The sequence below is a fragment of the Emticicia sp. 17c genome (assembly GCF_037153985.1).
In the GTDB taxonomy this organism is placed as follows: domain Bacteria; phylum Bacteroidota; class Bacteroidia; order Cytophagales; family Spirosomataceae; genus Emticicia.
This window is the reverse complement of sequence record NZ_JBBAYI010000009.1, coordinates 184,624-210,933: the sequence shown is the minus strand read 5'-3', so window position 1 is coordinate 210,933 and position 26,310 is coordinate 184,624. Positions and strand designations below refer to the sequence as shown.

General features: G+C 39.6%; 30 protein-coding genes and 1 riboswitch. Of the genes, 20 read left to right on the top strand and 10 right to left on the bottom strand.

Features of this window, described 5'->3' with window-relative positions; translation table 11 throughout:
• Positions 1–115 precede the first annotated feature (115 nt).
• Positions 116–982: a bestrophin family protein gene (locus WAA15_RS17730; protein WP_337044162.1), complete on the top strand. Its 867-nt coding sequence runs from the start codon at positions 116–118 to the stop codon at positions 980–982.
• Positions 983–1,101: 119 nt separating this feature from the next.
• A complete protein-coding gene (locus WAA15_RS17725; protein ID WP_337044161.1) occupies positions 1,102–2,508 on the top strand; it encodes a S41 family peptidase in 1,407 nt (468 codons plus the stop codon).
• 93 nt (positions 2,509–2,601) lie between these two features.
• Here WAA15_RS17725 and WAA15_RS17720 read toward each other — a convergent pair whose 3' ends face one another.
• On the bottom strand, positions 2,602–3,555 hold the full coding sequence (locus WAA15_RS17720) for a hypothetical protein (protein WP_337044160.1): 954 nt from the start codon (positions 3,553–3,555) through the stop codon (positions 2,602–2,604).
• Positions 3,556–3,704: 149 nt separating this feature from the next.
• Here WAA15_RS17720 and WAA15_RS17715 point away from each other — a divergent pair, with 149 nt between their 5' ends.
• Positions 3,705–4,919, top strand: a complete 1,215-nt coding sequence (locus WAA15_RS17715; protein WP_337044159.1) for an MFS transporter — start codon at positions 3,705–3,707, stop codon at positions 4,917–4,919.
• Between the two features lie 5 nt (positions 4,920–4,924).
• On the opposite strand, the gene WAA15_RS17710 is transcribed toward WAA15_RS17715, so the two are convergent.
• Positions 4,925–5,296: a DUF423 domain-containing protein gene (locus WAA15_RS17710; RefSeq protein ID WP_337044158.1), complete on the bottom strand. Its 372-nt coding sequence runs from the start codon at positions 5,294–5,296 to the stop codon at positions 4,925–4,927.
• 237 nt (positions 5,297–5,533) lie between these two features.
• Between WAA15_RS17710 and ygiD the strand changes: the two genes are divergently transcribed.
• Positions 5,534–6,415 (top strand): 4,5-DOPA dioxygenase extradiol, encoded by an 882-nt coding sequence (gene ygiD / locus WAA15_RS17705; RefSeq protein WP_337044157.1) that lies wholly within the window; start codon positions 5,534–5,536, stop codon positions 6,413–6,415.
• Here ygiD and WAA15_RS17700 read toward each other — a convergent pair.
• The 3 genes from WAA15_RS17700 to WAA15_RS17690 are packed head-to-tail and all read right to left on the bottom strand — an operon-like array spanning position 6,403 to position 8,820.
• Positions 6,403–7,068, bottom strand: coding sequence for a YggS family pyridoxal phosphate-dependent enzyme (locus tag WAA15_RS17700; protein WP_337044156.1), 666 nt, complete (start codon positions 7,066–7,068; stop codon positions 6,403–6,405). The genes ygiD and WAA15_RS17700 overlap by 13 nt on opposite strands.
• 6 nt (positions 7,069–7,074) lie before the next feature.
• Positions 7,075–8,322, bottom strand: coding sequence for a peptidase T (pepT, locus tag WAA15_RS17695; RefSeq protein ID WP_337044155.1), 1,248 nt, complete (start codon positions 8,320–8,322; stop codon positions 7,075–7,077).
• Positions 8,323–8,340: 18 nt separating this feature from the next.
• Entirely contained in the window at positions 8,341–8,820 is a 480-nt protein-coding gene (locus tag WAA15_RS17690) for a nucleoside triphosphate pyrophosphohydrolase family protein (protein WP_337044154.1), read from the bottom strand.
• A 223-nt stretch (positions 8,821–9,043) separates the two neighbouring features.
• On the opposite strand from WAA15_RS17690, the gene WAA15_RS17685 reads away from it, so the two are divergent.
• The 5 genes from WAA15_RS17685 to WAA15_RS17665 all read left to right on the top strand — a co-directional run bounded on the left by WAA15_RS17685 (position 9,044) and on the right by WAA15_RS17665 (position 13,091).
• Positions 9,044–9,685, top strand: coding sequence for a hypothetical protein (locus WAA15_RS17685; protein ID WP_337044153.1), 642 nt, complete (start codon positions 9,044–9,046; stop codon positions 9,683–9,685).
• A gap of 114 nt (positions 9,686–9,799) precedes the next feature.
• Positions 9,800–10,912, top strand: a complete 1,113-nt coding sequence (locus WAA15_RS17680; protein ID WP_337044152.1) for a tetratricopeptide repeat protein — start codon at positions 9,800–9,802, stop codon at positions 10,910–10,912.
• A gap of 286 nt (positions 10,913–11,198) precedes the next feature.
• Positions 11,199–11,720 (top strand): QcrA and Rieske domain-containing protein, encoded by a 522-nt coding sequence (locus tag WAA15_RS17675; RefSeq protein WP_337044151.1) that lies wholly within the window; start codon positions 11,199–11,201, stop codon positions 11,718–11,720.
• Between the two features lie 122 nt (positions 11,721–11,842).
• Entirely contained in the window at positions 11,843–12,478 is a 636-nt protein-coding gene (locus WAA15_RS17670) for a hypothetical protein (protein WP_337044150.1), read from the top strand.
• Positions 12,479–12,536: 58 nt separating this feature from the next.
• Positions 12,537–13,091: a YceI family protein gene (locus WAA15_RS17665; protein WP_337044149.1), complete on the top strand. Its 555-nt coding sequence runs from the start codon at positions 12,537–12,539 to the stop codon at positions 13,089–13,091.
• A 41-nt stretch (positions 13,092–13,132) separates the two neighbouring features.
• Here the strand turns inward: WAA15_RS17665 and gldD are convergent, their stop codons facing one another.
• Positions 13,133–13,690: a gliding motility lipoprotein GldD gene (gene gldD, locus WAA15_RS17660; protein WP_442892809.1), complete on the bottom strand. Its 558-nt coding sequence runs from the start codon at positions 13,688–13,690 to the stop codon at positions 13,133–13,135.
• A gap of 55 nt (positions 13,691–13,745) precedes the next feature.
• Positions 13,746–14,246, bottom strand: a complete 501-nt coding sequence (locus WAA15_RS17655) for a phosphoribosyltransferase family protein (protein WP_337044147.1) — start codon at positions 14,244–14,246, stop codon at positions 13,746–13,748.
• A gap of 123 nt (positions 14,247–14,369) precedes the next feature.
• On the opposite strand from WAA15_RS17655, the gene WAA15_RS17650 reads away from it, so the two are divergent.
• Both WAA15_RS17650 and WAA15_RS17645 read left to right on the top strand, forming a co-directional pair.
• Positions 14,370–14,798: a DUF4783 domain-containing protein gene (locus WAA15_RS17650; protein ID WP_337044146.1), complete on the top strand. Its 429-nt coding sequence runs from the start codon at positions 14,370–14,372 to the stop codon at positions 14,796–14,798.
• Positions 14,799–14,937: 139 nt separating this feature from the next.
• Positions 14,938–15,432: a YcxB family protein gene (locus WAA15_RS17645; RefSeq protein ID WP_337044145.1), complete on the top strand. Its 495-nt coding sequence runs from the start codon at positions 14,938–14,940 to the stop codon at positions 15,430–15,432.
• A 40-nt stretch (positions 15,433–15,472) separates the two neighbouring features.
• Here WAA15_RS17645 and WAA15_RS17640 read toward each other — a convergent pair whose 3' ends face one another.
• Positions 15,473–16,498, bottom strand: a complete 1,026-nt coding sequence (locus WAA15_RS17640) for a threonine aldolase family protein (RefSeq protein ID WP_337044144.1) — start codon at positions 16,496–16,498, stop codon at positions 15,473–15,475.
• 263 nt (positions 16,499–16,761) lie between these two features.
• On the opposite strand from WAA15_RS17640, the gene WAA15_RS17635 reads away from it, so the two are divergent.
• From WAA15_RS17635 to WAA15_RS17605, 7 genes are all read left to right on the top strand, one after another.
• Complete coding sequence (locus tag WAA15_RS17635; protein WP_337044143.1) at positions 16,762–17,253, top strand: (2Fe-2S)-binding protein; 492 nt, start codon at positions 16,762–16,764, stop codon at positions 17,251–17,253.
• Between the two features lie 83 nt (positions 17,254–17,336).
• Positions 17,337–19,493 (top strand): xanthine dehydrogenase family protein molybdopterin-binding subunit, encoded by a 2,157-nt coding sequence (locus tag WAA15_RS17630; protein ID WP_337044142.1) that lies wholly within the window; start codon positions 17,337–17,339, stop codon positions 19,491–19,493.
• Between the two features lie 59 nt (positions 19,494–19,552).
• Positions 19,553–20,125: a Crp/Fnr family transcriptional regulator gene (locus tag WAA15_RS17625; protein WP_337044141.1), complete on the top strand. Its 573-nt coding sequence runs from the start codon at positions 19,553–19,555 to the stop codon at positions 20,123–20,125.
• A gap of 77 nt (positions 20,126–20,202) precedes the next feature.
• Positions 20,203–20,637 (top strand): carboxymuconolactone decarboxylase family protein, encoded by a 435-nt coding sequence (locus WAA15_RS17620; RefSeq protein WP_337044140.1) that lies wholly within the window; start codon positions 20,203–20,205, stop codon positions 20,635–20,637.
• Positions 20,638–20,729: 92 nt separating this feature from the next.
• Positions 20,730–20,795: riboswitch (Fluoride riboswitch) on the top strand.
• A 27-nt stretch (positions 20,796–20,822) separates the two neighbouring features.
• Positions 20,823–22,175, top strand: a complete 1,353-nt coding sequence (locus WAA15_RS17615; protein WP_337044139.1) for a voltage-gated chloride channel family protein — start codon at positions 20,823–20,825, stop codon at positions 22,173–22,175.
• Positions 22,166–22,633 (top strand): CYTH domain-containing protein, encoded by a 468-nt coding sequence (locus WAA15_RS17610; RefSeq protein ID WP_337044138.1) that lies wholly within the window; start codon positions 22,166–22,168, stop codon positions 22,631–22,633. Before WAA15_RS17615 ends, WAA15_RS17610 begins: the two co-directional genes overlap by 10 nt.
• A 1-nt stretch (position 22,634) precedes the next feature.
• Positions 22,635–22,970: a DUF6984 family protein gene (locus tag WAA15_RS17605; protein ID WP_337044137.1), complete on the top strand. Its 336-nt coding sequence runs from the start codon at positions 22,635–22,637 to the stop codon at positions 22,968–22,970.
• Positions 22,971–22,988: 18 nt separating this feature from the next.
• Here the strand turns inward: WAA15_RS17605 and WAA15_RS17600 are convergent, their stop codons facing one another.
• The gene (locus tag WAA15_RS17600; protein ID WP_337044136.1) at positions 22,989–23,966 is read right to left on the bottom strand and encodes a GlxA family transcriptional regulator; all 978 of its coding nucleotides are present in this window, start codon (positions 23,964–23,966) and stop codon (positions 22,989–22,991) included.
• Positions 23,967–24,267: 301 nt separating this feature from the next.
• On the opposite strand from WAA15_RS17600, the gene WAA15_RS17595 reads away from it, so the two are divergent.
• Complete coding sequence (locus WAA15_RS17595) at positions 24,268–24,846, top strand: dihydrofolate reductase family protein (protein ID WP_337044135.1); 579 nt, start codon at positions 24,268–24,270, stop codon at positions 24,844–24,846.
• A gap of 4 nt (positions 24,847–24,850) precedes the next feature.
• Positions 24,851–25,222 carry a DUF1801 domain-containing protein gene (locus WAA15_RS17590; RefSeq protein WP_337044133.1) on the top strand — a complete coding sequence of 124 codons (372 nt, stop codon included), beginning with the start codon at positions 24,851–24,853 and terminating at the stop codon, positions 25,220–25,222.
• Positions 25,223–25,278: 56 nt separating this feature from the next.
• On the opposite strand, the gene WAA15_RS17585 is transcribed toward WAA15_RS17590, so the two are convergent.
• On the bottom strand, positions 25,279–26,250 hold the full coding sequence (locus tag WAA15_RS17585) for a GlxA family transcriptional regulator (RefSeq protein ID WP_337044131.1): 972 nt from the start codon (positions 26,248–26,250) through the stop codon (positions 25,279–25,281).
• Positions 26,251–26,310: the final 60 nt, after the last annotated feature.

Below are 26,310 nucleotides of genomic sequence, written 5' to 3'. Positions count from 1 at the left end.
GCAGCTAATTCTGTTTTCTTATTTTGATTCTATCTTTTAAAAAACTTATATTTTTGCCCTCACAAGACACAACTTTACTTTTAATTAATTAACTTTTTGAAAAACATTTTTATACATGATAGATTATAATCCTAAAAACTGGTGGAAGTTCATTTTTTATTTTCACAAAGCCGACACTTTCCGAAAACTTTTGCCTGCAATGGCAGGTATAGCCCTTTATACGGCTATTTTTGCTTATATCGAAAATAATATTCTGCATTATGTACCTATTAAAAACCCGCTTACTATTCACTCGTTGGTTGGTTTTGTGTTATCCTTATTACTAGTTTTTCGTACCAATACGGCTTATGACCGCTGGTGGGAAGGTCGACGTTTATGGGGAAGTTTCACGAATAATTCGCGTAATCTGGCTTTAAAACTCTCGGCTTTGTTACCAGAGGCACATCCTGCCAAAGAAACGTTCAGAATTCTGATAGGGAATTACCTCCAAGCAGCCAAAGACCATTTAAGAGGCCGAGCCAGTGTAGCGCACCTTACACTCACCGAAACCTACAATGAAGCCTACTTTGAGGGTTTCAGGCATATTCCGAACCGAATTGCAAAGGCTATGTATACCGAGCTTAACAACTTACATACAAATGGCCTCATTAATGCCGAACAACTATTATTTTTAAATAATGAGGTTTCGTCATTCACTGATAATATTGGCGCCTGTGAGCGAATCAGAAATACTCCTATTCCGGTTTCTTATAATATTTTTATCAAGAAAATGATTTTTATTTATGTATTTACCATGCCCATTACGGCCGTGTTGGAATATAAATTCTGGTCGATTCCTATTGTTACTTTAGTATTTTATGCTTTTGCTGGTATTGAAATTATGGCCGAAGAAATAGAAGAACCTTTTGGCACAGACAGCAACGATTTAGGACTTGACGGGATGGTTAATAATGTAAAAACGAATCTGACAGAAATATTATAAGAAATGCTTTTATATTCTTAATTACTTTTTAATACCTTTACTAAGCTGAATCATAACAAAAATCGCAACGAAACGTTAATAACTTACGTCATTATAACAAACGCTAAATAATACATAATATGAATTTTTTTCCTACAAAATCATTGATTTTGGGCCTATTATTGACTGGAAGCATATTATCATGCCGAGTAAAAAACAACAGCGACCCTACTCCTAGCGGTAGTGGTGTTGATACCTCAAATGTGGCTGTAAATAACTGGATTTATGACAACATGAAATACTGGTATTTATGGACCGACAAAATGCCTGAAAAAGCCAAAACCAATCTGAATCAAAACCCTGACGATTATTTTTATACCCTGCTGAACGATTACCCTAACACGGACCGCTTCTCATGGATTCAGAAAAGTTCGGATGAACTAACGGCCTCGCTGAATGGTATCAATAAGGTATTTGGTATGAAATACTCGACTTATTATCTGGACAACAACCAGAAGAATGTAGGTTTTTTTGTGACCTATGTAATAAAAGGAAGCCCTGCCGAAAAAGCTGGTCTTAAACGCGGTGATATTATCCTGACTATTAATGGTACTCAACTGGATGTTGATAATTACCGTACTTTACCTACTGTCGAAACGGCAACATTCGGGCTTGGCAAGGTAAGTAATGGTGTGTTTTCATTATCTGGTTCGACGGTTCAGGTAACTAAAGCCGAAGTTCAAGACAATCCTGTACACTACTGGACAGTTATTGAAAAAGGAAACAAAAAAATCGGGTATCTGGTATATAGCCAGTTTATCAGTACTTTTGACAATAACCTGCGTCAGGTATTTGGCGAATTTAAAAGCAAAGGTGTTAACGAATTAGTACTTGATTTACGACTTAATCCGGGTGGTTATATTTCTTCTGCCGACCTGATGGCTTCGTTGATTGTGAAAAACCTGAACACCAATAACGTAATCCACTCTGACGAATGGAACGCCAATGTGTCAAAAGACAGACCCGGGTATCTGGCTCCTACCAAGTTTAAAGACGAAGCTAATAATCTTGGAACGCTGAATCGTTTGTTCGTACTGACCTCTACGGGTACGGCTTCGGCAAGTGAATTGGTTATTAACGGTTTAAGACCTTATATGGATGTTATTCTGATTGGCGACCATACCTACGGAAAAAACGTAGGCTCAGTTACACTTCAGGACAGCCAAAAACGCTGGAAATGGGGTATGCAGCCTATTGTATTAAAAACTGTTAACTCAAAAGGTGAATCAAATTATGGAACAAAAGATGGTTTTCCTGCCAACTATGCCGTAAAAGATAATGTTATTCCTTATAAAGCGTGGGGCGATGAAAGCGAAACCCTTCTAAAGAAAGCCATTGAACTCATTACAGGCCAAACCACTACGCTTCAGGTAGCACCTAATGCGCGTGTGTCGGTTTCTCAATTAAAGAACGAACCTTTACAAGTAAACGAGTCTGAGAATCCTTATCAGAACCGCAAAGAAATGTATACAACGTTCCCTAAGTAAGCAATTAAGAACTAATGACATAAAAAATACCGCTGGAGTTGTCCAGCGGTATTTTTTATGTCGGCTTCTAACCGACTAGATTATATCATCAGATTACTTTACCTCAAAGCTACCACGACCAATGCTGAAACCTTCTGAATAAAGCTCAACGGTATATCTGCCTTTTTCGTAGGCGCTACCACGAGAGTAAACAAAATCTACGTTCTGGCCTGAGTTATCGTACATAACTGTTTGTTTAGACGTGTAAACGGTTTCGTTACCACCGAAAGTGAATGTACCAGAACCAGTAGCCATGTCAGACACCACATTGCCTTTAGGGTCAAGGAGGCGCATATAAATTACTTTTTCTTCTCTTTTGGTTAGTGGGTTTTCAGCCAGCTTGAAAGATATTTTCACTTTATCTACCCTTTTAGCTTTATATTCACCACCGTCACGTTCTTTTCCGCGAGAGTTAATGGCATTTACATTAACATTAATGGCTTTTAAAGCAGCCGCAAGCGTTACTTTCTCAGTAAGTTCTTTATTTTTTACGTTTGTATTATAAACTGAGTCAGAAAGTGCCTGTTTATCTGTTTTAAGGCCGGTATTCTCACTTTTCAAATTGGTGTTTTCTTCACCCAAAGTCTGATTCTGTGTAGTTAATACTGCGTTTTCTTCTTTCAACTTAGCAATTTCAGCATCTTTTTCACTCAGAGCAGTTTCGTAATTTTTAATTTTACCTTCGTATTGTTTAATGCTTACACTTTTTGAGTTAATGAGATTCTTCTTATCTTGCTCTAATTGAGCTTTTAACGCTTGCAGGTCCTCAACTTGTCCGCCTAAAGCCTGAATCTCGGCAATTTTTTCATCAAGTTTTACAGCTATTGAATCAAGTTTTGAGTTCGTAAGGAGCAGGTCTTTTGTTTTTTGCGAAATATCTACATTTTTCGCGTCGATGTCTTGACGAGCGTTGAAATAAAGGAAGCCAAAAAGTGCTGCTAATGCACAGGCCAAAACAAGTCCGGCAGTCATAGCCGTGTTACTTCTTCTTTCTTGATTTTGTTCCATAGAAATCTGAATATTTAGTATTTAATTTTAGGCTTACTAACGACAAAGTTAGCCTTTTATTGAATAAGTTTCAGAAAATAATCGAAAATGCCGTTTTTTTTTCGCGAAATTCTGAATGAATCTCTATTTTCGTGAAATTTTGATAATACATGAAAAAATCTACAATTTTATTAGTATTAGTGGCAGCATTAGGTTATTTCGTAGATGCTTATGACTTGATTCTATTCGTTGTGCTTCGTCATAGCAGTCTAACTGAATTAGGTGTAGTAGGAAACAGTAATACAAGTGTCGGTTTATGGCTTTTTAACGTACAGATGATAGGTTTATTGCTTGGTGGAATTTTTTTTGGCGTTTTAGGCGACAAAAAAGGCCGGCTGTCTGTTTTGTTCGGTTCCATTGTGCTTTATTCATCTGCTACGATTATTAACGGTTTTGTACAGGATATTTATATATACGGAATATTAAGATTTTTGGCCGGAATTGGCCTTGCTGGCGAACTAGGGGCGGGTGTAACCATCGTAGCCGAAACAATGCCTAAAGAAAAACGAGGATATGGCACCATGATTATGGCCTCGGTTGGTGCTTTTGGTGCAGTGGTAGCCGCTCTTGTGGGCGATGCCTTTTATTGGCGTACTGCCTATTTTATTGGGGGCGGAATGGGCTTACTACTACTGTTTTTAAGAATAGGTACTTTAGAATCAAAAATGTATAAGCATGCCGAAGAAAAACAGAACATCAAACGCGGCGATTTTCTGAGTCTTTTCACCAATAAAGACCGTTTTAAACGCTACATGGCCTGTATGTTTATTGGTTTTCCAATATTTTTTATTGTAAGTATACTTATGCAACTGGCTCCTGAGGTAGCCAAAGCATTGGGCATTGAAGGTAAAATAACAGCAGGGCAAGCCGTTATGTATGTATACATAGGCCTTACCTGTGGCGATTTAATTAGTGGGTATGTAAGCCAGCGTTTGCAGAACCGGAAGAAAACCATCCTTATTTTTCAGGTTATCTGCCTTTTTATGTGCCTTATTTATCTGAACCTTTGGGGGGCTAGCAATACCGCCATTTTTATTATGTGTATTTTGATGGGAGCAGCCTCGGGCTACTGGATAGTACTCATAACGATGTCGGCCGAACAATTTGGCACAAATCTACGCGCTACCGTAGCTACTACTATTCCGAATTTTGCCCGCGGTGGGGCAGTTCCTATTTCAATAGCACACCAGTATCTTACCCAATGGCTTAACGGCGACCTCATTAAAAGTGCCATTATTATTGGTATTGTATGCTTTGGTGCAGCCTTTATTGCCAATGCCTCACTAAAAGAGAGCTTTGCCAAAGACCTTGACTATGTTGAATAAATACCCTAGTTTTTTAGCACTGCCCAGAAGAATAATAACCAGCCAGCTATCATAAGCGTGCCGCCTATTGGCGCAATGGCTCCGAATGTTTTAATACCAGTAAAGCAAATCAGGTATAACGAGCCACTGAATATGAGTGTTCCGGCCAACAGACTGTAACCACTATAAACAAGATTTTTGGAGGCTATTTCTTTGGCAATTATGCCCACAAGTATTAATGCCAACGCATGGTAGAACTGATATTTTACGGCGGTTTCAAAAGTATCCATCCGGCCTGATGCCATTAGTTTGTCTTTTAAAGCGTGCGCTCCAAAGGCTCCTAGTGCTACACCTACTGCGCCCAGCAGTGCTCCTGCCTGCAAAAATAATTTATTCATGGTAATAGTTAATTTTATATAATGCGCTTCATGAAATTATGCTCTGAGTGGCGCGTATTATTTACGCCGTGAATTTAGACAAAAATAAGATACGAAAACTCAGAATAACCCTAAAAAGCCTTTTGCAATGGTTGGTTAAGCAAAGTATATTTGATTGGCTATTATCAATAAAAATTACTTCCCTAAAATGAATTTTATTAGCGAAAAAATAGTTGTATATACATATAATGTTATTGTATGAATAGAGCCGATTTCATTAAATCACTTAGTCTGTTACCTTTTAGTACTTCTGCTATGAACTTGCATGAATTAAAAAATATATCAGATGGTTTCTCAACTTCTGAAAGAATGCCAGCTATCTTTATTGGGCATGGTAGCCCCATGAATGCCCTTGCCGATAACGCTTTTACTAGTAGCCTACATACATTAGGCAAAAGCATCGAACGCCCTAAAGCCATTCTTGTTGTATCGGCACACTGGCTCACTATGCGCCAAACCTATGTATCGGTAAATCCGGCACCACATACAATTTATGATTTTGGTGGATTTCCGAAAGAATTATATGAAGTTAAATACGAGCCAAAAGGTTCGCCTGAATATGCCAGAGAAGTAATTAAAGAAGTTAAATCGGTTGGTATTCTGGAAGAACACGAAATGGGACTCGACCACGGCGCGTGGTCGGTGCTTAGGCATATTTATCCCGAAGCAGATATTCCGACTTTCCAGATGAGCATTGATTTCTCGAAGCCGCCACAATTTCACTTTGAACTAGCAAAAGAATTGCAACACCTGCGTAACAAAGGTGTATTGATTTTAACGAGTGGCAACATTGTGCATAACCTCCGGCAAATTACTTGGAACAACCCATTGGCCAAGCCTTTCGACTGGGCATTGGAATTTGACACCATCGTTAAAAATAAGTTGGATACCCGCCAATTGGCCGACCTCGCAGATTTTAAATCCTTCGGTAGCTTAGGGCAAATGGCTCACCCAAGTTATGACCATTACCTGCCAATGCTTTACACGGCTGGGCTGGTGAACAAAGATGAACCTATTACTTACACTTATGAAGGCTTTGATATGGGAAGTATCAGCATGAGGTGTTTTCAGGTCGGGTAAACACGGTGTCCGAAAATCTTGCTACCTACCCGAATCATGGTGCTACCTTCTTCAATAGCAATTTCGTAGTCTCCACTCATACCCATCGACAAAGTAGTGAGAAATGGATAGGTACTTACAATAGAATCATGGAAAGTTTTCAGTTTCCTGAATTCTTTCCTGATTTGGGTTTCATCTTCTGTGAGGGTTGTCATGCCCATGAGGCCGACTATATTTATATGGGTCAGATTTTTCAGCGTATCAGGATTCAAAATCTGTAAGCATTCCTCTTCAGTCATACCACTTTTGGTGTCTTCTTCAGCAATATAAATTTGTAACAGGCAGTTAATTATCCGATTATTTTTGGCTGCCTGTTTATTAATTTCCTGTAAAAGTTTAAAGCTATCCACCGAGTGAATAAGGCTTACAAAAGGAGCTATATATTTTACTTTATTTGATTGCAGATGCCCTATAAAATGCCATTCTATATCTTTGGGCATTTCGTTATATTTACCTGTCAGTTCCTGCACATAATTTTCTCCGAAACGCTTAAAGCCTGCTTGGTAAGCCTCCATGAGCATTGCAACAGGTTTGGTTTTTGAAACAGCCACGAGCGTAACACCCTTATTGCTTATCTGCTTTTCTATGGTCTGTATGTTTTCTATAATTGACATAGCCTCTTAAGATTGCTGTTCCCAGATTTGTACCAGATTAATAATTACTTCCGTAGCTTTTTCCATATCCTGTACCGATACCCATTCCAGCTTTGAGTGAAACGCGTGTTCGCCTGCAAAAATATTAGGGCAAGGCAAGCCCATAAAAGAAAGACGCGAGCCGTCTGTTCCGCCTCTTATACTTCTTTGTTCGGGTTCAATTCCGGTTTGTCTGATGGCTTCCAAAGCATATTCTACCACTTTAGGATGGTTTATTAGCACTTCTTTCATATTTCGGTACTGCTCGGTTACCTTGAAATCAACCGTTGAGTTGGGGTAATGCAACAACACCTGATTTACTATATTTTGCAGATACGCCTCTTTCTCCTGCAAGCCCGCAACACTAAAATCTCTGATAATAAAATCTAGTTTTACCTGCTCCTGTATGCCAGAAATTTGTGTTGGATGAATAAACCCTTCGTAGCCTTCTGTGGTTTCGGGCGAAAGCGTATCTTTCGGTAAAGAGGCCAGAATATCAGCCGCTATCTTCATGGCGTTTTCCAGTTTACCTTTCGCAAAGCCCGGATGCGTACTTACTCCGTTGATTGTTAGCGTAACGGCATCGGCCGAGAATGTTTCATCTTCCAGTGTACCGAGGGTTTCGCCATCCATTGTGTAGGCATAAGTAGCCCCTAGTTTTTGGAGGTCAACTTTTTCGGTTCCTCTGCCTACCTCTTCGTCAGGAGTAAACAAGATTTTAATTGTTCCGTGCTTTATTTCGGGGTGCTTCATTAAGTATTCTGCGGCAGCCATAATTTCGGCTACGCCCGATTTATTATCGGCCCCCAGAAGCGTAGTACCGCTTGCTGTAATAATATCGTTTCCGATTTGCTGTTTCAAATCGGGGTGTTCCGAAAGACGAATAACCTGCGTAGGGTCATCAGGTAGAACAATGGCTGAACCATCCCAGTTTTCATGTACTAGTGGCTTTACATCTTTCCCGCTACAATCGGGCGAGGTATCCACGTGCGAGCAAAAACAAATAACAGGCACATTTTTAGTAGAAGTTGCCTCAATGGTTGCATAAACATAGCCCCATTCATCTAGGTGCGCATCTGTAATACCCATAGCTAGCAGTTCTTTTACCAGTAATCTGCTGAGGTCTTTCTGTTTTTCGGTCGATGGATTAGCACTCGAATTAGGGTCAGACTGCGTATCAATCTGTACATAGCGGAGAAATTTCTCCTTTACCTGAAAATGATTAGAAACTGACATCTTTATAAAACTACCTGATTACAATTGCGTATTTTCGTTTAATATTTCTTCCAGATTAGCTGGCGAATAGTTAATATTTTTCAGCGTTTTATCATCTCCTTTTCTGTATACCAGAAACATCCCCTCTATTTCTTTATAATAAGACTCTGTACCTTTTGCGGCATAATGTTGCATGGTTGCCTCGGCCTCTTCTATTGTTTTGCAGGCTTTACTCATATTTGAACGTTGTACTTCATCAAACAACGCTCTGAATTTTTCTCCCAGCCCAAACTCTAAAACTGCCCCTGACAACACATATTGTATATCGGCCAAAGCATCGGCAACAGCTACAATATCTTTGTTTTCGATGGCTTCTTCAAGTTCCTTTAATTCTTCTGCAATAAGGGCTACACGTAAATTACAACGTTGCTCAGAAGGTATCTGTGGGGTTTCGAGAATAGGGTGCTGGAAGGTTCGGTGGAAGTCGGCTACCTGATTGAGACAGTCTAATACTTGCATAAAGAAATTAAAATTTATTTTGATAATTTAATAACATTGTAGTTAAAGTACATTTTAAGGCTATTTTGTTTTAAAAACCTATGAAAGCAAAAGTGTTTTCATTTTTTAGTCCAAAATATTTTCGCCGTAAAATAAATAAACCGATATTAGCGTTTGCAAAGTTGAGCAAATTTCAATAATATTGCTACGTAACTGAAGTCAAATTATCAAAACCCAACAAATCATGAACAAATTTTATAGACTTCTTTCGGTGGTAACACTAGCGTTATCAGTTGCTTTATGGTCATGTAAAGGAGATCAAGGTCCTCAAGGTCCTACCGGCCCGCAGGGTCCTCAAGGTATTACTGGTGCTACTGGTCCTACTGGTGCTACTGGCCCTACCGGTGCTACTGGAGCTACCGGTGCTACTGGAGCTACTGGTAAAGATGGTAATTCCAACGTAAAGTACGCTGAAGTAACAGTAAAAGTTGCAGATTGGAAGACAGTTTCTGCCGCTGGTATAGGAACAGGAGCAACAGGTCAAACTGGTGCTGTTGATATTCCAGATGCCAACGTAAGTGCTACCAGTGTTGTAATGGCTTATGTGAAAGTTGGTAGTCAGTGGTTAGGGCTGCCTCGTGTAATCATCAAAGAAACTGACGGCGCTACTGAACAAGTAAATTATGCGTTCGAAACCGGAAAAGTAACATTCTTTTATAGTTCTCAAACTGCCGCTATTGGTGGTATCAAGAGCTATAAGCCACAAACTGACCTTACTTTTTCTTACGTAACTGTCGAGAAGACCTTGCGTTTATCTATGGAGTCGGAAGGCGTTAATATTAACAGCCGCGAAGCAGTAGATAGCTACTTAAAAAGTCATCAATAATTAAGTAAAACTACACAATATTAGTAGGTTACGTAGAAAACAAAAAAAAGCCTCCTTCAGGGAGGCTTTTTTGTTTTATTTACGTTAGTGTAGTGTATTACTATAAAAACTTTTATGAGAAAACTTTTGATTTTAAGTATTATCCAACTTTTTAGCTTTTCTGTTGACGCCCAATTACTTAATGATAACGACACCAAACAAATTATTATTAAAGGTTTAGATAAATTATACAATTACGAGTTTAAAGAAGCCGATGCTTTTTTTCAGAAGGTAAAGGCCAAATATGCACAACACCCTGTTACTCCACTATTAAATGCCTTGCAGATTCAATGGCAGAACCTACCGCTCGAAAAAAACCAGAAAGCAGTAGAACAATACATGACAATGCTCGAAAAATGCCAGAAATTAGCCGAACCCATGCTATCAGACCCTAATAAAAAAGCAGAGGCTACTTTCTTTTTACTGGCTTCGCATGGCTACATTACCCTTGCCTACAACTACCGTAAGGAGCAACTAAAAGCAGCTAACGAAGCCCGAAAAGCATACAGCTACCTGAAAGATGGCTTTACAATGATGGAGCGCAACCCTGAATTTTATTTTACTTCGGGTTTGTATAATTATTATCGTATTCAATACCCCGAAACCCATCCGATAGTAAAACCCGTGGTTATTTTCTTTGAGAATGGCAATAAAAAACTTGGTCTTAGCCAGCTAGAGTTAGCAGCTCAGAGGTCGGTATTTTCGAGAATAGAAGCGGCTTATTATTTTATGAATGTTAATATAAAATATGAGTTAAACTTTGCAAAGGCTTTCACTTATGCTTCGTTATTACACGAGAAATATCCCAACAACCCTATTTATTTAATGCGCTATACAGAGGTTCTGGTAATGCAGGGCAAATACGACGAAGCACTTCATAAAATTCCAGAATTAAAAAAGCATACTAGCTCGGTATACCAGATAGCCGCCGGCTTATTTGAAGCAATAGTAACTGAGAAATCAAAAAAGAATGATAAAATCGCTACTGACCTCTATACAAATGTATTGAAAAACGAACCTGACGAACGCTATACCAAAGATTATTATGCGATGGCATACCTCGGTTTAGGTCGTATTGCAGACAGAGCTGGCAATAAAAAACGTGCTGATGACCTCTATAAGAAAGCCTTAGAATACGCCGAAAACAAGGGAGTAATTGCCGAAGCAAAAAAAGGTCTGGAAAAATAATTTATCATTTGCAGTTTTTTTTGTTACACCATAACTACTTTGAACAATAGTTGTGCGTGCCTGCATCACTAACATAAATCTCTCATTATTAAACCTTTAGTGTTTGTTTTATTTAAAATCCAGTATTGATTAATACTGGTTGAGCAACCCTTGTGCTCTATTGTGCGTCACAGTTATAGCAAAAGAGTTGCTTACGCTTTGCTTAATACACGCAACCCTTGGCTGATATTTTCCGTAAAGCCTGTATAAGAGAAGCATTTTAAATCAAATAAAACTTATACTTGCTATGGAACAAACTCAGTTAAGCAGAGGGCAATTTTTACGACAGCTTGGCCTAAACAGTGCGGCTTTAATGGCTTTTTATTGTATGGGCACAGGTCTTACGGCCTGTTCAGGCTCTGGTAACGACGACCCCACCCCTACCACAAATGGCACTGGTGGAACCGGAGGCACTGGCGGCACCACAAGTACTGCTGTTAAGGGAACAACCTCAGGCTCGAGCATAGACTTTACGATTGACCTGACCCATGCCGATTACAGCAAACTAAAAACCTCGGGCGAATTCGGCTACGTGTCTGGTATCATTGTTATCAATACCAACGGCTCTTATGTAGCTTTATCAAAAGTATGTACGCACGAGGGCAGCACAATTGCCTATCGGAGTGCTTCTAATGATTTAAAATGCCCTAATCATGGTTCGGAATTTAATCTGGATGGTTCGGTAAAACTATCTCCTGCAACACAGTCTCTGACAGTTTATAAAACTGAAATTCAGAATAGCGGTAATACACTTAGAGTTTCAGCCTGAAAACTGAGTTAACCTAATTTTATGCATCTTTTGGATATATGTGTTTCTAAAAAATAAAGACGCTTCTGGCGGAAGGAGGATAAAGTTTATCCTCCTTTAAAAAATTAACCATTCAAACTATTATGAAATTACTTTCTTTATTGCTCTTTTTTGTGTTGCTCACAGGGGTTTCGGTTGCTCAGGAAGCCGATAATTTATTGGCCGAACTCGATACCACAGCTAAACAAACAAAACTGCTCCCTGATAAAATGTTGCTGACCCAACGGATTTTCTGGGGCGAAAAAGGGCTGTACAGAAAAATTGGTATTGCGCCAGCACTTACGCCTGAAAACAGAGCTAAAGAACTGAGGGTCAGAAGAACCATGTTTAAAATACATCAGGCAGTAGGTTTGCTAACTGCGGCCGGAATGTTGGCTCAGGGAATTTTAGGCGCAAAACTCTATACCGCAGGGGGCGATAACTATACCCGTATCCGAAAAGCGCATGAAGCCACGGCCCTCGGTATTAACATTGCTTATGGCACAACCGCATTAATGGCTTTTACAGCCCCGCCGGCTATGCTTAATCGCAAAGGCATAAGTAACGTAAAAATACATAAGTATTTATCATACATACACCTGACAGGCATGATAACTACTAATATTCTGGCAGATAAAATCGGCGATAATTACAAATTAAAGCCATATCATAGGGCTGCTGCTTTTACTACATTCGGGACATATTTTGCGGCTATGGCCATCCTGAAATTTGAATTTTGAATTTACTGTTTATTTTCGGCAGGTTAGTTTTCACCAACATTTTATTTCGTTCAGGTTTATGAATAATATCAAGAACTTTATAGCCATTATTTTTTTATTAAGCGTTTGTGCATTTACTTCAAAACTGGCCGGCAGAAAAATACTGGCCGATAAAACAGTTTCGAGCGTAACTTATGCCATGAGCCACCCCATGCACGACTGGGAAGGTGTTTGTAAGGATGTAAACGCTGTTATAGTTTATGATGATAACACCAAAAACATCGAGCAGGTGGCTGTATCTTTAAAAGTAGATGCTTTTGATAGCGGCAATGCCAATCGTGATTCGCATGCCATTGAAGTGCTGGAAGGTCTGAAATTCCCGAAAGTAACTTTTTCAAGTAATAAAATCAAAAGTAATAATAATACCCTGACAGCCGAGGGAAACCTAACGTTTCATGGTATTACAAAACCAGTAACTATTACGGCAACCCGCAGCGAAAGTAACAACAAATTAAAACTTGACGGGACATTCGATTTTCTGCTAAGTCAGTTTCAGGTTGAACGCCCCTCTTTGTTTGGCGTAAAAACAAAAGATGAAGTGAAGATGAGTTTTCAGGTTTATTTTCCTTTATAAACAACTTTTAGCCATGAAAAGTGGAGGTGAATTCAGGCAATTTACTTCCACTTTAATGTTTCTAATATATGGCGGCAATCTTCTTTCATGTAGTCAATTACAGGGCGAAGCGAGTCATTCTTGGTGGCGGTCATTAAATATAAAGCTCCTCTTAAATAATGTTTGGTGCTATCTGTCACAAAAAACTGATAATGGCTTGGCACCTCGCCTTCAAGCTCAAATATAATGGCTTTCTTGCCTGCTTTGGTAGTAAGTATTTTATCTGAAATAGAGTAGGCTTTTTTATCATGATTAAAAGCCAGTTTTGCGGCATCGGCCATCATATTCTGCAAACGCACCTGACTATTATTTACAGGTTTGTAAGTAAACTGAATACGGGTATTCAGTTTCGGATAATACACAATTATCCAGTGAGGTTCTGCACCCTGAAATGTATCTTTCTGAATAATAGCAGCTTTTGAATATTCGAAGGTATAGGGGTGGTCTTCGACAAGAGGCTGGTAATCATGTGCGGGTAAATCAATCCGGTTAAAACCTGTGGGTTTAGGGTGGTACTCTGCTTCTTTTTTACCGCAAGCAACCATAAAACCCATTAACATCAATACCAGTAAATGCTTGACAAACCTTATCTTCGACATACGTTTTGCAACAATATTAATATAAATAAACTCCTGTTTTTTCTTCGTCACTTAACACCACCTGAATGTGTTCGTTTAATGTAGTTGAAAGCGAGTAACCCACGTAATCGGCAGCAATAGGATACTGCGGGTGGTTTCTGTCAACAATAACGGCTACTTGTATTTTTTTAAGCGGAATACTTAAAAACGGGCGTAGGCTATACGCCAGTGTCCGGCCGGTGTTCAGTACATCATCACATAAAACGACGGTCTTGTTACGAAAAGTATCAACATCGCTCTCTATATTAATATCTGGCTGTGACAAAGCCTGTTTATCGACACTTACTTTGGCAATATATACGTTTATAGAAGAAATCTGCCTTAATTCGGCTACTAGCAATGCTGCGAAGTGATACCCTTCTCCGTTTATTCCTGCAATAATCAGTACTGATTCATCAAAATTCTGCTCATAAATCTGATAGGCTATCCGACGTATTTTTTGAAATGTTTCAGTACGATTTAATAATTGATTCGACATAATTAACTTGTATTAGACCCTTAATTACCCGGCACAACAATTTTGGCATAGTTTGTGCAAAAGAGTATGATAACATAAAATCACCAACAAAGATACTTAAAACTTACAATATATATGAAGCCTATGAAGTACATATTCTCTGTTTTAATCTTAATCCTATTTGTAAATGCCTCAAAAATTGACACAGAAACTAGTAACAAGAAAAGAAAAGAAAATGAGATAACCGACCGCATCCGTCTGTCGTTTAGGGGGGGTAACCCCAAAATGCTGGCGAGTTGCTTAAACAATGAAATAGAATTAGTAATTGATTCAGAAAAAATTGACTTCCAGAAAATTTCCTCAGAACAGGCCGAACAGATTTTTAAGTCTTTTTTTCAGCGTAACCCTCCCCTATCGTTTCAATACGTGTATCAGGGAGCGTCAACCACTGATTTAAAGTATAGTGTAGGCAATTACCGCAGCCGCAATAAAGATTTTCTGGTGTATATTCTCGTAAAAAAAGATATACACAATAAGTTCGTTATTGATACCATTCAATTCCGCGAAAGCTAGGTAAATACAACTATTTGTTAAATCAATACTTTTATTCTCGTCATTTAACTCAAAAATGTATAAAATAAGTAGAGAAGGTTCTGAGATTATCAGAGCCTTTTTCTATTTTTGTGCATTAATTTTAAGTAGAAACCAAAAAATGATAGTTAAAACTAAGAAATTCGCATTAGACAAAAAAGATTACATTAGTATTGCTTTCAAGCGTCATATGCGCAAAGATTGGAAATGGTTGTTGATTCCGGCAGCAGTATTTGTATTAGGTTTAATATTACACTTTACAGGCACCTATAAAAACTGGTGGATTCCGGTAGTTTCGGTAATCGGGGGTGGCCTATATGTTTTGTTCTGGTATGCACAGTTTTATGCCGCGGCACAAATGGAACAAAACAAACAGATGTTTGATAAATTCATGTACGAAATTGACAGCCGCCAGATACTGGTGAAAATAAATCAGAAAGAAGGGGGAATCATGAAATGGGAGAGCATCCAGTCGGCCGAAAGAACTCCAGACGCTTTCTTGCTTATTATTGGCAAAGGTCAGTTTTTACGTTTTCCGTTTACCGTTTTCAATAGCGAGCATGACCTCAAACTATTTGAGTCTATCTTAAAAAGAAAAGAATTACTTCCTGCATAAATGCTAAAAGTCGCACATTTGGCAAATGTGCGACTTTCATTTAAAATACTACTTTTTTTATAGCTCCCTCAAAGGCTTCAAGCTGGGTATCTGTGAAGTCGAGGTGCGTTACAAATCTTACCAGATGTTTACCAAAAGTAACACAGGCAATATTCTGTTCTTTCGCTTTGGCTACAAATTCAGTAGCAAGTATTGATTCAGGTAGCCTGAAAATTACAATATTGGTATCTATCGGGAATATTTCTTCTACAAACGGAAGGGTTTCAAGCATTTTACCTATCTGACGTGCGCGTGCGTGGTCTTCTTTCAAACGGTTTATGTGGTTATCTAAAGCATATATCCCTGCCGCTGCCAGAAAACCTGCCTGTCGCCAGCCACCACCCATTACTTTACGGAAACGTCGGGCTTTTTTAATAAAATCTTTCTTTCCTAATAGCAAAGACCCAACAGGGCAGCCTAAGCCTTTAGATAAACAAATACTGATAGAATCAAAAAGCTGTCCATATTGCAGGGCCGACTCGTTGGTTTCAACCAATGCGTTGAAAAGTCTGGCGCCATCCAGATGTAGCGGAAACTGGTGTTCCTGACACACTTCTCTGATAGCTTCAATTTCTGATAGTTTATAGTAACAGCCTCCGCCTTTGTTCATGGTATTTTCGAGCGATACCAAGCGCGTAACAGGCAAGTGGATGTCTTCGGGGTTATTAATGGCATCTTTTACCTGTTGGGCATTAATACGGCCTTTGTCTCCGTCGAGCAATTTCACCGACGAAAAAGAATTAAGGGCTACGCCTCCCCCTTCGTACAAATAAATATGTGAGAGTTTATCACATATTACCTCGCTGCCCGGGCTGGTATGTACTCTGATAGCCAGTTGGTTAGTCATGGTTCCAGAAGCACAAAAAAGTGCGGCTTCCATTCCAAACATAGCAGCACTTTTTTCTTCCAATGCAATTACCGTAGGGTCATCGCCAAAAACATCGTCACCTACTTCGGCCATAAACATGGCTTCTTTCATGGCTTGCGTAGGCTTGGTTACGGTATCGCTTCTTAAATCGATAAACATAATATTGGGTATAACAGAATTTAGTTTGTGAAATATAAATGATACTGCAAGGTAATATTTTTACTTTTACCTGACTACTGCTCAAGTATGATTTAATACACCTTACACGAACCACTAACTTTGCTACCTATACTAAAACCTCCGAAAACAACCATAATTGTGTTATTTACCCCAATGAGTAAATAATAAAAATGAAAATCTTTGCAAAAATTGAGTTTTTTGTAAAATTTTACGTTAACTAAGAAAAATCTATACCTACGACTATGGCAGTTTTCAACTTAACAGTTAATAACAAAAAAATAAAAGTGGATGTTGACCCCGATATGCCACTACTTTGGGTAGTTCGTGATTTTGTTGGCTTAAAAGGCACAAAATTCGGCTGCGGAATGGCCATGTGTGGTGCTTGTACTGTGCACCTGAACGGGCAACCCATTCGTGCTTGCCAGACACCTATTTCGAGCCTTGCCAAAAATGCCAAAATAACTACTATCGAAGGTGTCGGAGAAGGCCAGCTACATGCTATTCAGCAAGCGTGGATTGAAGAGCAGGTTCCTCAATGCGGCTATTGCCAGTCAGGGCAGATTATGTCGGCAGTAGCTTTACTTAAAACTACTCCGAACCCGACAGATGCTGACATTGATGCTGCTATGAGCGGGAATCTTTGCCGCTGTGGTACCTATGACCGTATCCGTAAAGCAATTCATCGTGCTGCCGATACCATGAAAGCCGGTACAAGTGTGGGCGGAGGCAAATAAACCCCTCTTTCTCTCAAAAGCGTGTGAAACGCTTCATCTTACCTTTCTAATATAGTAAAGCTATCTTCATAAAGATTATAACTATGAAAAATACATCAAGACGTGATTTCTTGAAAACCACCAGTTTAACTGGTTTTGGTTTTGCTTTGGGGGTCTCTTCCTTTGCGAAAGATGCACCACTAAAAAAATTAACGCCTGCCGTCTTAAGCCTTGAAATAAATCCGTTCATTATTATTGATACCGCCGGAAACATCACGTTGGTAAATCCACGCCCCGACATGGGGCAAGGGTCTACACAGGCGGTTCCTTCATTACTTGCCGAAGAACTGGAAGTAAGCCTTGATAAAGTAAATATCATCCAGAGCGATGGCAAAGGAAAATACGGGAATCAGACCTCAGGGGGCAGTAGCTCGGTCAGAGGTTTATGGCAACCTCTTCGGAAAGCAGGTGCGGCCGCCCGTGAAATGCTCACCGAAACTGCCGCCAAACGCTGGAATGTTTCAAGTACAGAATGTTTTGCTCAGGATGGCAAAATTATCCACCGACCAAGTGGTAAAAGCCTGACTTATGGCGAACTGGCCGACGATGCCTCAAAACTGGAGGTTCCGAAAAACCCCAAACTAAAAGACCCTAAAGATTTTAAAATTATAGGTAAATATAACAAGCGTATTGATGTACCCGAGCGTGTAACAGGCAAAGCTGTTTATGGGCTTGATGTAGATGTACCCGGAATGGTCTATGCGAGCATCTTACACTCGCCTATGGTTCATGGTAAAATTGCGTCTATTGATGATACTGATACGAAAAAAATTGCGGGTGTATTGCAGGTAGTTAAAACCGAACGCCCAATGCCGCATCGTACGTCAGAAGCAGTAGCCGTAATAGCTACAAACTGGTGGGCAGCCCTGAAAGGTAAAAAAGCCCTGAAAGTGCAATGGGATAACGGAAATTATGACAAAACCTTAAGCACCGAAAAATACTTTGCCCAAACCTACGAGGCAGCCAAAAAAGACGGAATAAACTTTGAAGAAAAGGGCGATTTTACTGCCAAGTTTACCTCTGCCAAACAAAAAATTGAAACAAACTATGAAACTCCTTTTCTGGCTCATGCTCCTATTGAACCTGAAAATGCGATTGTTCATGTAAAAGATGATGGCTCTATTGAAATATGGGCCCCCGTACAAGGACCTGACTGGGCATTGAGAGATGTATGCGGGTATATGAAAGTAAAACCCGAACAGGTAAAAATTAACGTTACTCTTCTGGGCGGAGCTTTCGGACGTAAGGCGTATCATGATTTTCTTCTGGAAGCCTGTCATTTATCAAAAGAACTCAAAAAACCTGTAAAGGTTATCTGGACCCGTGAGGATGACATTACGCAAGGCCCTTACCGCCCCGGAATGCTCAGCCACATGCAGGGGTTTGTTGAAAACGGAAAAATTACAGGATTCCATCACCACGCCATAGGCGAATCGATTGTTGGACAGGTATTTAAAGGCTTGAAAGAAGACGAGGCCGACCCGTGGCTAAGTGAAGAAATAAGCACAGGAAACAATAAATATAACTTTGCCACTGCTTCAAAAATAAGCTGGACAAACGTCAAAACTGATATTCCGATTGTATGGTGGCGGTCGGTGTATGCATCTAACTTTGGTTGGGGGCAAGAGTGTTTCATTGATGAACTGGCGCATCTGGCTGGTAAAGACCCCTTACAGGCGCGTCTGGAGATTCTGGAAGACGAACGCTTCAAAAAAGTATTAGAAACATTGGCAGAAAAAGCGCATTGGAATGAGAAATTACCTGCCGGAAAAGCCAAAGGTATAGCCGTCTTTAAATCGTTCGATAGTATATCAGCCGCTTGTGTGACAGTTGCTAAACAAGAAAACGGAGCAAAAATCGAAAAAGTTGTTTCAGTAATTGACTGTGGCTACTATGTAAACCCCGATAACGTAAAAGCCCAGACCGAAGGCAATATTATTATGGGGTTAACATCGGCCATAAAAGATGGTATTACGTTTACTAATGGAGTATGCGACCAGACCAATTTCCATCAGTTTAACCTTATGCGTATTAATGAAGCTCCGGCCATAGAAATCCATATTGTTGATAGTGGGTCAAACCCAGGTGGTGTTGGCGAACCCGGGCTTCCGCCTATTGCTCCTGCACTAGGTAATGCCATTTTTGCACTTACAGGGAAACGCATACGCAAACTACCTTTTGATATCAGCAACCTAGCATAATATATATTCAGGAGCAGAAGTAACTTTCTGCTCTTTTTTTAAATTGCTTTAATATTTTTATGTCCGACAGCCTGATAACACATATAAAAAAATATGTTCCATTGAATGAACAGGAAATAAGTATCATTAAAGAGTGTGTACAGGAACTGGCCGTAAAGAAAAAAGAATATCTGCTTAAAGAAGGACAAATATGTAAGGCTAATTATTTTGTTGAAAAAGGCTGTTTACGGATGTTTTTCGTCGGTAATAAAGGCGAAGAACAAATTACTCAGTTTGCGCTTGAAAATTGGTGGATAAGCGATTACAACAGCTTAATGAGCCAGTCGCCTTCGGGGTTTTATATTCAGACCATTGAGCCTTGTAGCATTATTGCACTCACGCATCAGCAACACGAAAAACTGGCCAGCTATGTGCCAGCCGTCGAACAATATTTCAGAATCATCTACCAAAGAGCTTATAGTGCCGCCCAACAACGCATCAAGTATCTTTACGATTTCTCAAGAGAAGAAATGTACAGGCACTTTCAGCAGCATTACCCTACTTTTGTAAATCGTATTCCTCAATACATGATTGCCTCTTTTCTGGGTTTCACACCCGAATACCTGAGCGAAATACGTAAGAAAAAACAATAAATCTCATTTCTTAAACTGGTTTAAGTTTTTTCAGACAGCCCCTTCCGACCTTTGTGCTCATTAAACAAATAACTATTATGAGCAAAAGAATCAATATTCAGGAAGTTGAACCAGAGGCTTTTAAAGCCATGTATGAGTTAGTAAAATACTTACAGACATCGCAAATAAGCCATACACAACAAGAGCTAATAAAAATCAGGGCATCAATGATTAATGGCTGTGCTTTCTGTATTAATATGCACACAAAAGATGCCCGCAAGAATGGCGAAACCGAACAGCGGATATATCTGCTTAACGCCTGGCGCGAAACAACATTTTACACAGAAGAAGAAAGAGCCTTGCTAGCCCTAACAGAAGAAGTAACCCTGATTAACCACGGGGTTTCGGACGAGACCTATCAAACCGCCGAACGTTTGTTTGGGCCTAACCGCCTAGCTCAGATTATTATGTTTATTGTGGCTATTAACACGTGGAACCGAATAGCAGTTTCGACACAATTACAACCTGAATAAGTATTTTAATATTATCTTATTGCCATAAGAAGTGCCTTTTTTTCTTCTTATGGCAATTGTTTTTAAAACTAGAAAACAATCATTACCTTTGCTTGCAGAAAGGAAATGGTGTCTTCCTAATTGAACCGCCCTAAAAAGCTGATGGCGCCTGATTATGAATGTCAGAACATTTAATCAGGATTTGTATGTCAAATAAAAAACCAACGAAACAACTCTCTACGCGCAAAATCATTATTTTATTTCGTCTGTTTTTCAGAAAACACCCTGCTATTCCTTACTTATTCCGGTGGCTTTTTATTAGCTCAGCTATTGGCACATGTATTGGTCTGGCCTCGGCAGGATTCTTACTTACGCTCGACTACGTAACTCATTTCAGAGAAGCACATTTATGGATAATTGCCCTCTTGCCTGTTGGTGGTTTTATTATCGGATTATTGTATCAGTATTTCGGCAAATCCGTTGAAGGAGGCAATAATTTATTGATTGACACCATTCATCAACCTCAAGCCACGATTCCTTTCAGAATGGCCCCCTTTGTTTATATAGGTACCATAGTTACGCATCTGTTAGGGGGTTCGGCTGGTCGTGAAGGTACAGCCCTACAAATGGCCGGAGCAATTGCCGACCAGTTTAGTAAACCTTTCAGGCTCTCTGCCACTGACAGAAAAGTTCTTATCATAGCGGCTGTTGCCGCGGGCTTTGGCTCTGTTTTTGGCACTCCTTTAGCCGGAGCCGTTTTTGGGCTAGAGTTTTTTCTGGTAGGACGCCTACGATATAACGCCATTTTACCAGCTTTTCTGGCAGCCACTATTGCCGACCTCGTTACTAAGCTCTGTCAGGTTCAACACACGGTTTATCATATTGCTGTGGTTCCTGAACTTTCGGCAGTTCATTTATTATATGCTATCATTGCCGGAATAGCCTTTGGTTTGTGTGCTGCTACTTTCAGTAAAGTAATAAATTATATTGGGGGGCTTTTCAAAACCTATGTGTCTTATGCCCCTCTCCGGCCGGTAATTGGCGGTATAATTGTTGCCGCAGCGGTGTGGGGTATCCAAACAAGTAAATACATAGGCTTGGGTATTCCAACTATTGTGCAGGCTTTCAACGAGCCATTGCCACCTTATGATTTCGTTCTTAAAATGTCGTTCACTATTATTACTTTAGCAGCCGGTTTTAAAGGCGGCGAAGTAACTCCGCTGTTTTTTATTGGTGCAACCCTCGGTAATGCCCTTGCTTACTTTATTCCGCTACCTTTAGGGCTTCTAACTGGTATGGGGTTTGTGGCCGTTTTTGCCGGAGCCACCAACACACCTTTGGCTTGTATGCTTATGGGTATTGAGCTATTCGGGCAAGAATGTAGCATTTATGTGGCTCTTGCCTGTGTAGTGGCTTATCTGCTTTCGGGGCATACGACCATTTATCAGAAACAGGTAATAGGCGAACCTAAACATAGCCGTTTCAGTAATGATGAAGGCAAACGAATGAATGAATTAAAAACCAATCAAAAGAATAATATTTCAGGAAAATGGCTCTAGAAATAGAAAGAAAGTATCTGATACACCACCATATCTGGGAGAATGTAACAAAACCCGAAGGTGAATTTTACCGACAAGGCTACATACTGAAAGACCCCGATAAAACTATTCGGGTAAGGGTTACTGAAAGTGCCGCCTATTTAACTATCAAAGGCACATCAACAGGGGCTACCCGTACCGAATTTGAATATCAGATTCCTAAGGAAGAAGCACTTACTTTGTTAGATAATTTTTCTGTATCAGAATTATCAAAAGTACGTTACAAGATTCATTATTATGGTAAAATCTGGGAAGTTGACGTTTTCTCAGGTGATAATGCGGGCTTGATTGTTGCAGAAATAGAACTTACAAGTGAAGATGAAATTTTTGAAAAACCCGAATGGGTAAGCACTGAAGTAACAGGCGACAACCGATATTTTAATTCAAGGTTATCAGAGAACCCTTATAAGCATTGGTAATATGAACGAAAAAAGACTAATCCGTGACAACGAAAAAGAGTTAATACGCTTTTTGTTAATACAACTTAATCTCAACCCTGACGATTACCCTTACAGCGAGTACGTAGAAGAATATGAAGGCGGTAAAATGGGTAGTATTAGTTTAGGGGGCGATGTATCGGCCTATGCAGGTGACCTTATTCAGGTAGAATACACCGATATTGATGGCACCCCTGTTGTAATTACTCTTACACACGATGCCCATAACAGGCTACTTGATTTGGACTTCTGGAAAGTTGATTTCTCAAAACTACTCGAATACCCAACACCCGATAAGGTAAGCATCAGACCTGCCTGATTATCTTACAGAAGTGCATCAAAACAATGCACTTCTGTTATATTTGTTTTTATAAGCAATAGGCGACAACCCCGTTACTTTCTTGAAGGTGCTTCTGAAAGCCTTGTTGTCGGTATAGCCCACATCATACATTACCTCGGTGATATTCTTCCTGCTGGTTTCAAAGTGTTTTTTGGCTACTTCAATTTTAACCCGCTGAATATATTCTGTTACCGTATTATTAGTAGCTTTTTTAAACCGACGCTCAAAACTTCTGCGTCCAATGGCAAACATATCAGAAAGTTGGTCGAGCGTAATTTTTTCTTCAAAGTTCCGTTCTATAAATTCCTGCGCTTTTTTTACGGCATCATCTTCATGCCCTTTCTGTCCGTTAAATATCATGAACGATGCCTGACTATTTCGCTCTATATCAATGGCAAAGTATTTAGCTGCCCTGATGGCCATGTCGCGGCTTGTATACTTTTCTACCAGATGCAACAGCAAGTTCCAGTAAGAAGTTGCTCCTCCGCTTGAGTACACACCTTGGTCTTCTGTCACAATTCTGGCATCTACAAGATTTACCTCAGGAAACATCTCTCTGAACTGATTTACAAATAACCAGTGAGTAGAACAACTCTTTCCGTTTACAAGACCTGTTGAGGCCAATAAGAAAGCACCCACACAAAGGCTACATACTTCTGCACCATTTTCGTACTGACTAATAATCCATGGAATAAATCCTTTGTTCAGTTCAAGGGTAGTTTTTATATCTCCGCTTATAGCTGGCACAAACACAAGGTCCGTTTTATGAACGTTATCAATAACGGCATCGGTATGCACTGTAAACATTCCGTCATGCAGTTTTACATCTTTGGTAAGCCCCACCAATTGCACACTAAATAGTGGTTTTTTACCATCTGCCTCCAAAAACTGATTGATTGACGTAAATATATTGCGGGGGTCGTTAACACTTGCCAGTACAGCATTTTCAGGAACCAGTATAGTAATGTTTTTCATAGAGTTAAAGCTAAATAATCTGTCGGGTTTGACCCTTTTATTGTCGTTTTTATACCACATCAAAGTTAATAAATAGCTATAATTTTGTAAAGGCAAACATCAGTATTTATACTTAGACTAGTCCCAAATTACAAGCCTTAAAATCAGGCATTAAAAAATAATTATTGGCAGCAAAAAAATTGCCTTGTTAATAGTAAATTTGATAAATGCACTAGCAAATGTTTGCTTATGTACATACAGCAATTTAAACGAACAAATAAACTATAAAAATTCACTTTTAAACTTTTAAAACTTAACACACATGAGAAAAATCAAATTACAGATGCAGGTAACAGCCGATGGATTTGTTTGCGGCCCTAACGGAGAAATGGACTGGGTAACTTTTAATTGGGATGATGCCCTGCAACAATATGTAGGCGACCTGACCAACTCGGCAGATACATTTATTGTAGGAAGAGTGCTTTATCAAGGGATGTCGATGCACTGGCCTGCTGCTGAACAAAACATGGAAAGCAGCGAAAAAGAAAGAGAAATTGCAAGAGATTTTAACAATAAACCAAAAATAGTTTTTTCGAAAACATTAACAACTGGTAGCTGGAAAAATACCACCATTGCCAGTGGAGATTTATTTGAAACCGTTCGGGAGTTGAAAAGTCAGGAAGGCTCCGACATCCTCCTTTATGGCGGTGTAAGTATGGTTTCATCGTTTATACAGCATAATCTGATTGACGAGTATCATCTTTTTATAAACCCAACTGCTATTGGCAAAGGCAAATCAATTTTTGCTGACTTAACACAAAATTTTGGTTTAGAACTAATCAGGAGTCAGTCGTTCAGTTGTGGTATTGTGCTACTCTGTTATGCCCCTGCTAAACAATAGAGTTATGGCAAAGAACATATCAGATGCAGAAAAGGTAATTGATTTTATGAATAAACTTGAGCATCCACTCATCCATGAAATAGAGGCTGTCAGGCATATAATTAAACAAGCAAACAATAAAATCAATGAACGTATCAAATGGGCGGCTCCAAGTTATTATTACAAAGAAGACCTGCTGACGTTTAACCCACGCGCTACCGAACACGTACATCTGGTTTTTCATCACCCGAACATCGAAAAAATTGTTTCGCCAATTCTGATTGGGAATTATGTCTCAAGACGCATGACTTACTTCAAAAATATGGCAGAAATAGAAACCCATAAAAACGAACTTGTGCGAATTCTGAACCAATTAGTAGATATGCTGGACAGCTAAACCAGCCTGATTATCAGGAGCTAATGAATATGGCTGATATTGGCTCCTGATAAGATTTAGTTTGTCTGAAACTTCTCTCGATACGCCGTTGGGGTCATGCCTACAATCTTTCTGAAAATTCGTCTGAATGCCTTGGGGTCATTATAACCAGAGCTAAAGATTACTTCTCCCATGTGCTGGTTGGTTTGTTCCAGTAGTTTTTTGGCGGCTTCAATACGGATTTGCTGAAGGTATTCGATAGGTGGAATACCAGTAATTTGTTTAAACCGTCTTAACACATTTCTGCGGCTCGACGGTACATCCTTTATTAACTCTTCAATTGTTTCGGCGTTGCGGTAATTAGCTTCTATTTTTTGTTGAACCATAGCTACTATGGTGTCGTTATGGTCGCGAAGTGGTTGAAAAGTACTAAAGTAAGACTGCCTGTTCCGGTCCATATCAATGGCGAAAATCTTGGCTATTTTTACAGCCACATCTTTGCTACAATAGCGTTGTACCAGATGCAACAACAAATGAAAACTCGACGTAGAACCCCCACTTGTGTAAAGCCTTCCGTCTTGTGTTACGGTTTTATCGCCCCGCAATAAAACTTCAGGAAAAGAAGCAGTGAAAGCCGTACACGCGTCTACATGAGTGGTAGCAATTTTGCCATTAAGCAGCCCACTGGCGGCTAGCAAGAAGGTTCCTGTACAGAAAGAGCCGATTTCTGCACCACGCTGAAACTGCCTGTTTAACCACGGCAAATAAGCGTAGTTTTTCATGATAGTTTGCCTCATGTTTTCCGTATTAAATGCCGGAATCAGAATCAATTCTATAAATTTTTCGTCAGCAATAGACCTTACCTGATACCCATGAAAAGACCCATTAAAATTTGTGGATTCGTCGGTAATCTGATACAGCCCAATGTCAAACGGCATTGCTTTTTCGCTTGCGCTATAAATTTTATTGGCAGCTTCCAATACATCCAGTATGGCTGCTACACTTAACAATCGGTAGTCGTGGGGCAGTAAAATACCAATCTTGAGCATATATTTTTTTTCTGTAAAATTAAAAAAAAATGTCTCAAATACCCCCTAAAATTGACTTTT

Bases quoted from the DNA above. Each gene is read 5' to 3' on its own strand.
- WAA15_RS17640 (WP_337044144.1), bottom strand. From the start codon at position 16,498: ATGTTTATCGATTTAAGAAGCGATACCGTAACCAAGCCTACGCAAGCC.
- WAA15_RS17595 (WP_337044135.1), top strand. From the start codon at position 24,268: ATGAGAAAAATCAAATTACAGATGCAGGTAACAGCCGATGGATTTGTT.
- WAA15_RS17590 (WP_337044133.1), top strand. From the start codon at position 24,851: ATGGCAAAGAACATATCAGATGCAGAAAAGGTAATTGATTTTATGAAT.
- WAA15_RS17665 (WP_337044149.1), top strand. From the start codon at position 12,537: ATGAATAATATCAAGAACTTTATAGCCATTATTTTTTTATTAAGCGTT.
- WAA15_RS17600 (WP_337044136.1), bottom strand. From the start codon at position 23,966: ATGAAAAACATTACTATACTGGTTCCTGAAAATGCTGTACTGGCAAGT.
- pepT (WP_337044155.1), bottom strand. From the start codon at position 8,322: ATGTCAGTTTCTAATCATTTTCAGGTAAAGGAGAAATTTCTCCGCTAT.
- WAA15_RS17720 (WP_337044160.1), bottom strand. From the start codon at position 3,555: ATGGAACAAAATCAAGAAAGAAGAAGTAACACGGCTATGACTGCCGGA.
- WAA15_RS17730 (WP_337044162.1), top strand. From the start codon at position 116: ATGATAGATTATAATCCTAAAAACTGGTGGAAGTTCATTTTTTATTTT.
- ygiD (WP_337044157.1), top strand. From the start codon at position 5,534: ATGAATAGAGCCGATTTCATTAAATCACTTAGTCTGTTACCTTTTAGT.
- WAA15_RS17635 (WP_337044143.1), top strand. From the start codon at position 16,762: ATGGCAGTTTTCAACTTAACAGTTAATAACAAAAAAATAAAAGTGGAT.
- WAA15_RS17710 (WP_337044158.1), bottom strand. From the start codon at position 5,296: ATGAATAAATTATTTTTGCAGGCAGGAGCACTGCTGGGCGCAGTAGGT.
- WAA15_RS17685 (WP_337044153.1), top strand. From the start codon at position 9,044: ATGAACAAATTTTATAGACTTCTTTCGGTGGTAACACTAGCGTTATCA.
- WAA15_RS17645 (WP_337044145.1), top strand. From the start codon at position 14,938: ATGATAGTTAAAACTAAGAAATTCGCATTAGACAAAAAAGATTACATT.
- WAA15_RS17650 (WP_337044146.1), top strand. From the start codon at position 14,370: ATGAAGTACATATTCTCTGTTTTAATCTTAATCCTATTTGTAAATGCC.
- gldD (WP_442892809.1), bottom strand. From the start codon at position 13,690: ATGTTAATGGGTTTTATGGTTGCTTGCGGTAAAAAAGAAGCAGAGTAC.
- WAA15_RS17620 (WP_337044140.1), top strand. From the start codon at position 20,203: ATGAGCAAAAGAATCAATATTCAGGAAGTTGAACCAGAGGCTTTTAAA.
- WAA15_RS17615 (WP_337044139.1), top strand. From the start codon at position 20,823: ATGTCAAATAAAAAACCAACGAAACAACTCTCTACGCGCAAAATCATT.
- WAA15_RS17680 (WP_337044152.1), top strand. From the start codon at position 9,800: ATGAGAAAACTTTTGATTTTAAGTATTATCCAACTTTTTAGCTTTTCT.
- WAA15_RS17630 (WP_337044142.1), top strand. From the start codon at position 17,337: ATGAAAAATACATCAAGACGTGATTTCTTGAAAACCACCAGTTTAACT.
- WAA15_RS17675 (WP_337044151.1), top strand. From the start codon at position 11,199: ATGGAACAAACTCAGTTAAGCAGAGGGCAATTTTTACGACAGCTTGGC.
- WAA15_RS17715 (WP_337044159.1), top strand. From the start codon at position 3,705: ATGAAAAAATCTACAATTTTATTAGTATTAGTGGCAGCATTAGGTTAT.
- WAA15_RS17690 (WP_337044154.1), bottom strand. From the start codon at position 8,820: ATGCAAGTATTAGACTGTCTCAATCAGGTAGCCGACTTCCACCGAACC.
- WAA15_RS17585 (WP_337044131.1), bottom strand. From the start codon at position 26,250: ATGCTCAAGATTGGTATTTTACTGCCCCACGACTACCGATTGTTAAGT.
- WAA15_RS17605 (WP_337044137.1), top strand. From the start codon at position 22,635: ATGAACGAAAAAAGACTAATCCGTGACAACGAAAAAGAGTTAATACGC.
- WAA15_RS17625 (WP_337044141.1), top strand. From the start codon at position 19,553: ATGTCCGACAGCCTGATAACACATATAAAAAAATATGTTCCATTGAAT.
- WAA15_RS17670 (WP_337044150.1), top strand. From the start codon at position 11,843: ATGAAATTACTTTCTTTATTGCTCTTTTTTGTGTTGCTCACAGGGGTT.
- WAA15_RS17700 (WP_337044156.1), bottom strand. From the start codon at position 7,068: ATGTCAATTATAGAAAACATACAGACCATAGAAAAGCAGATAAGCAAT.
- WAA15_RS17655 (WP_337044147.1), bottom strand. From the start codon at position 14,246: ATGTCGAATCAATTATTAAATCGTACTGAAACATTTCAAAAAATACGT.
- WAA15_RS17725 (WP_337044161.1), top strand. From the start codon at position 1,102: ATGAATTTTTTTCCTACAAAATCATTGATTTTGGGCCTATTATTGACT.
- WAA15_RS17610 (WP_337044138.1), top strand. From the start codon at position 22,166: ATGGCTCTAGAAATAGAAAGAAAGTATCTGATACACCACCATATCTGG.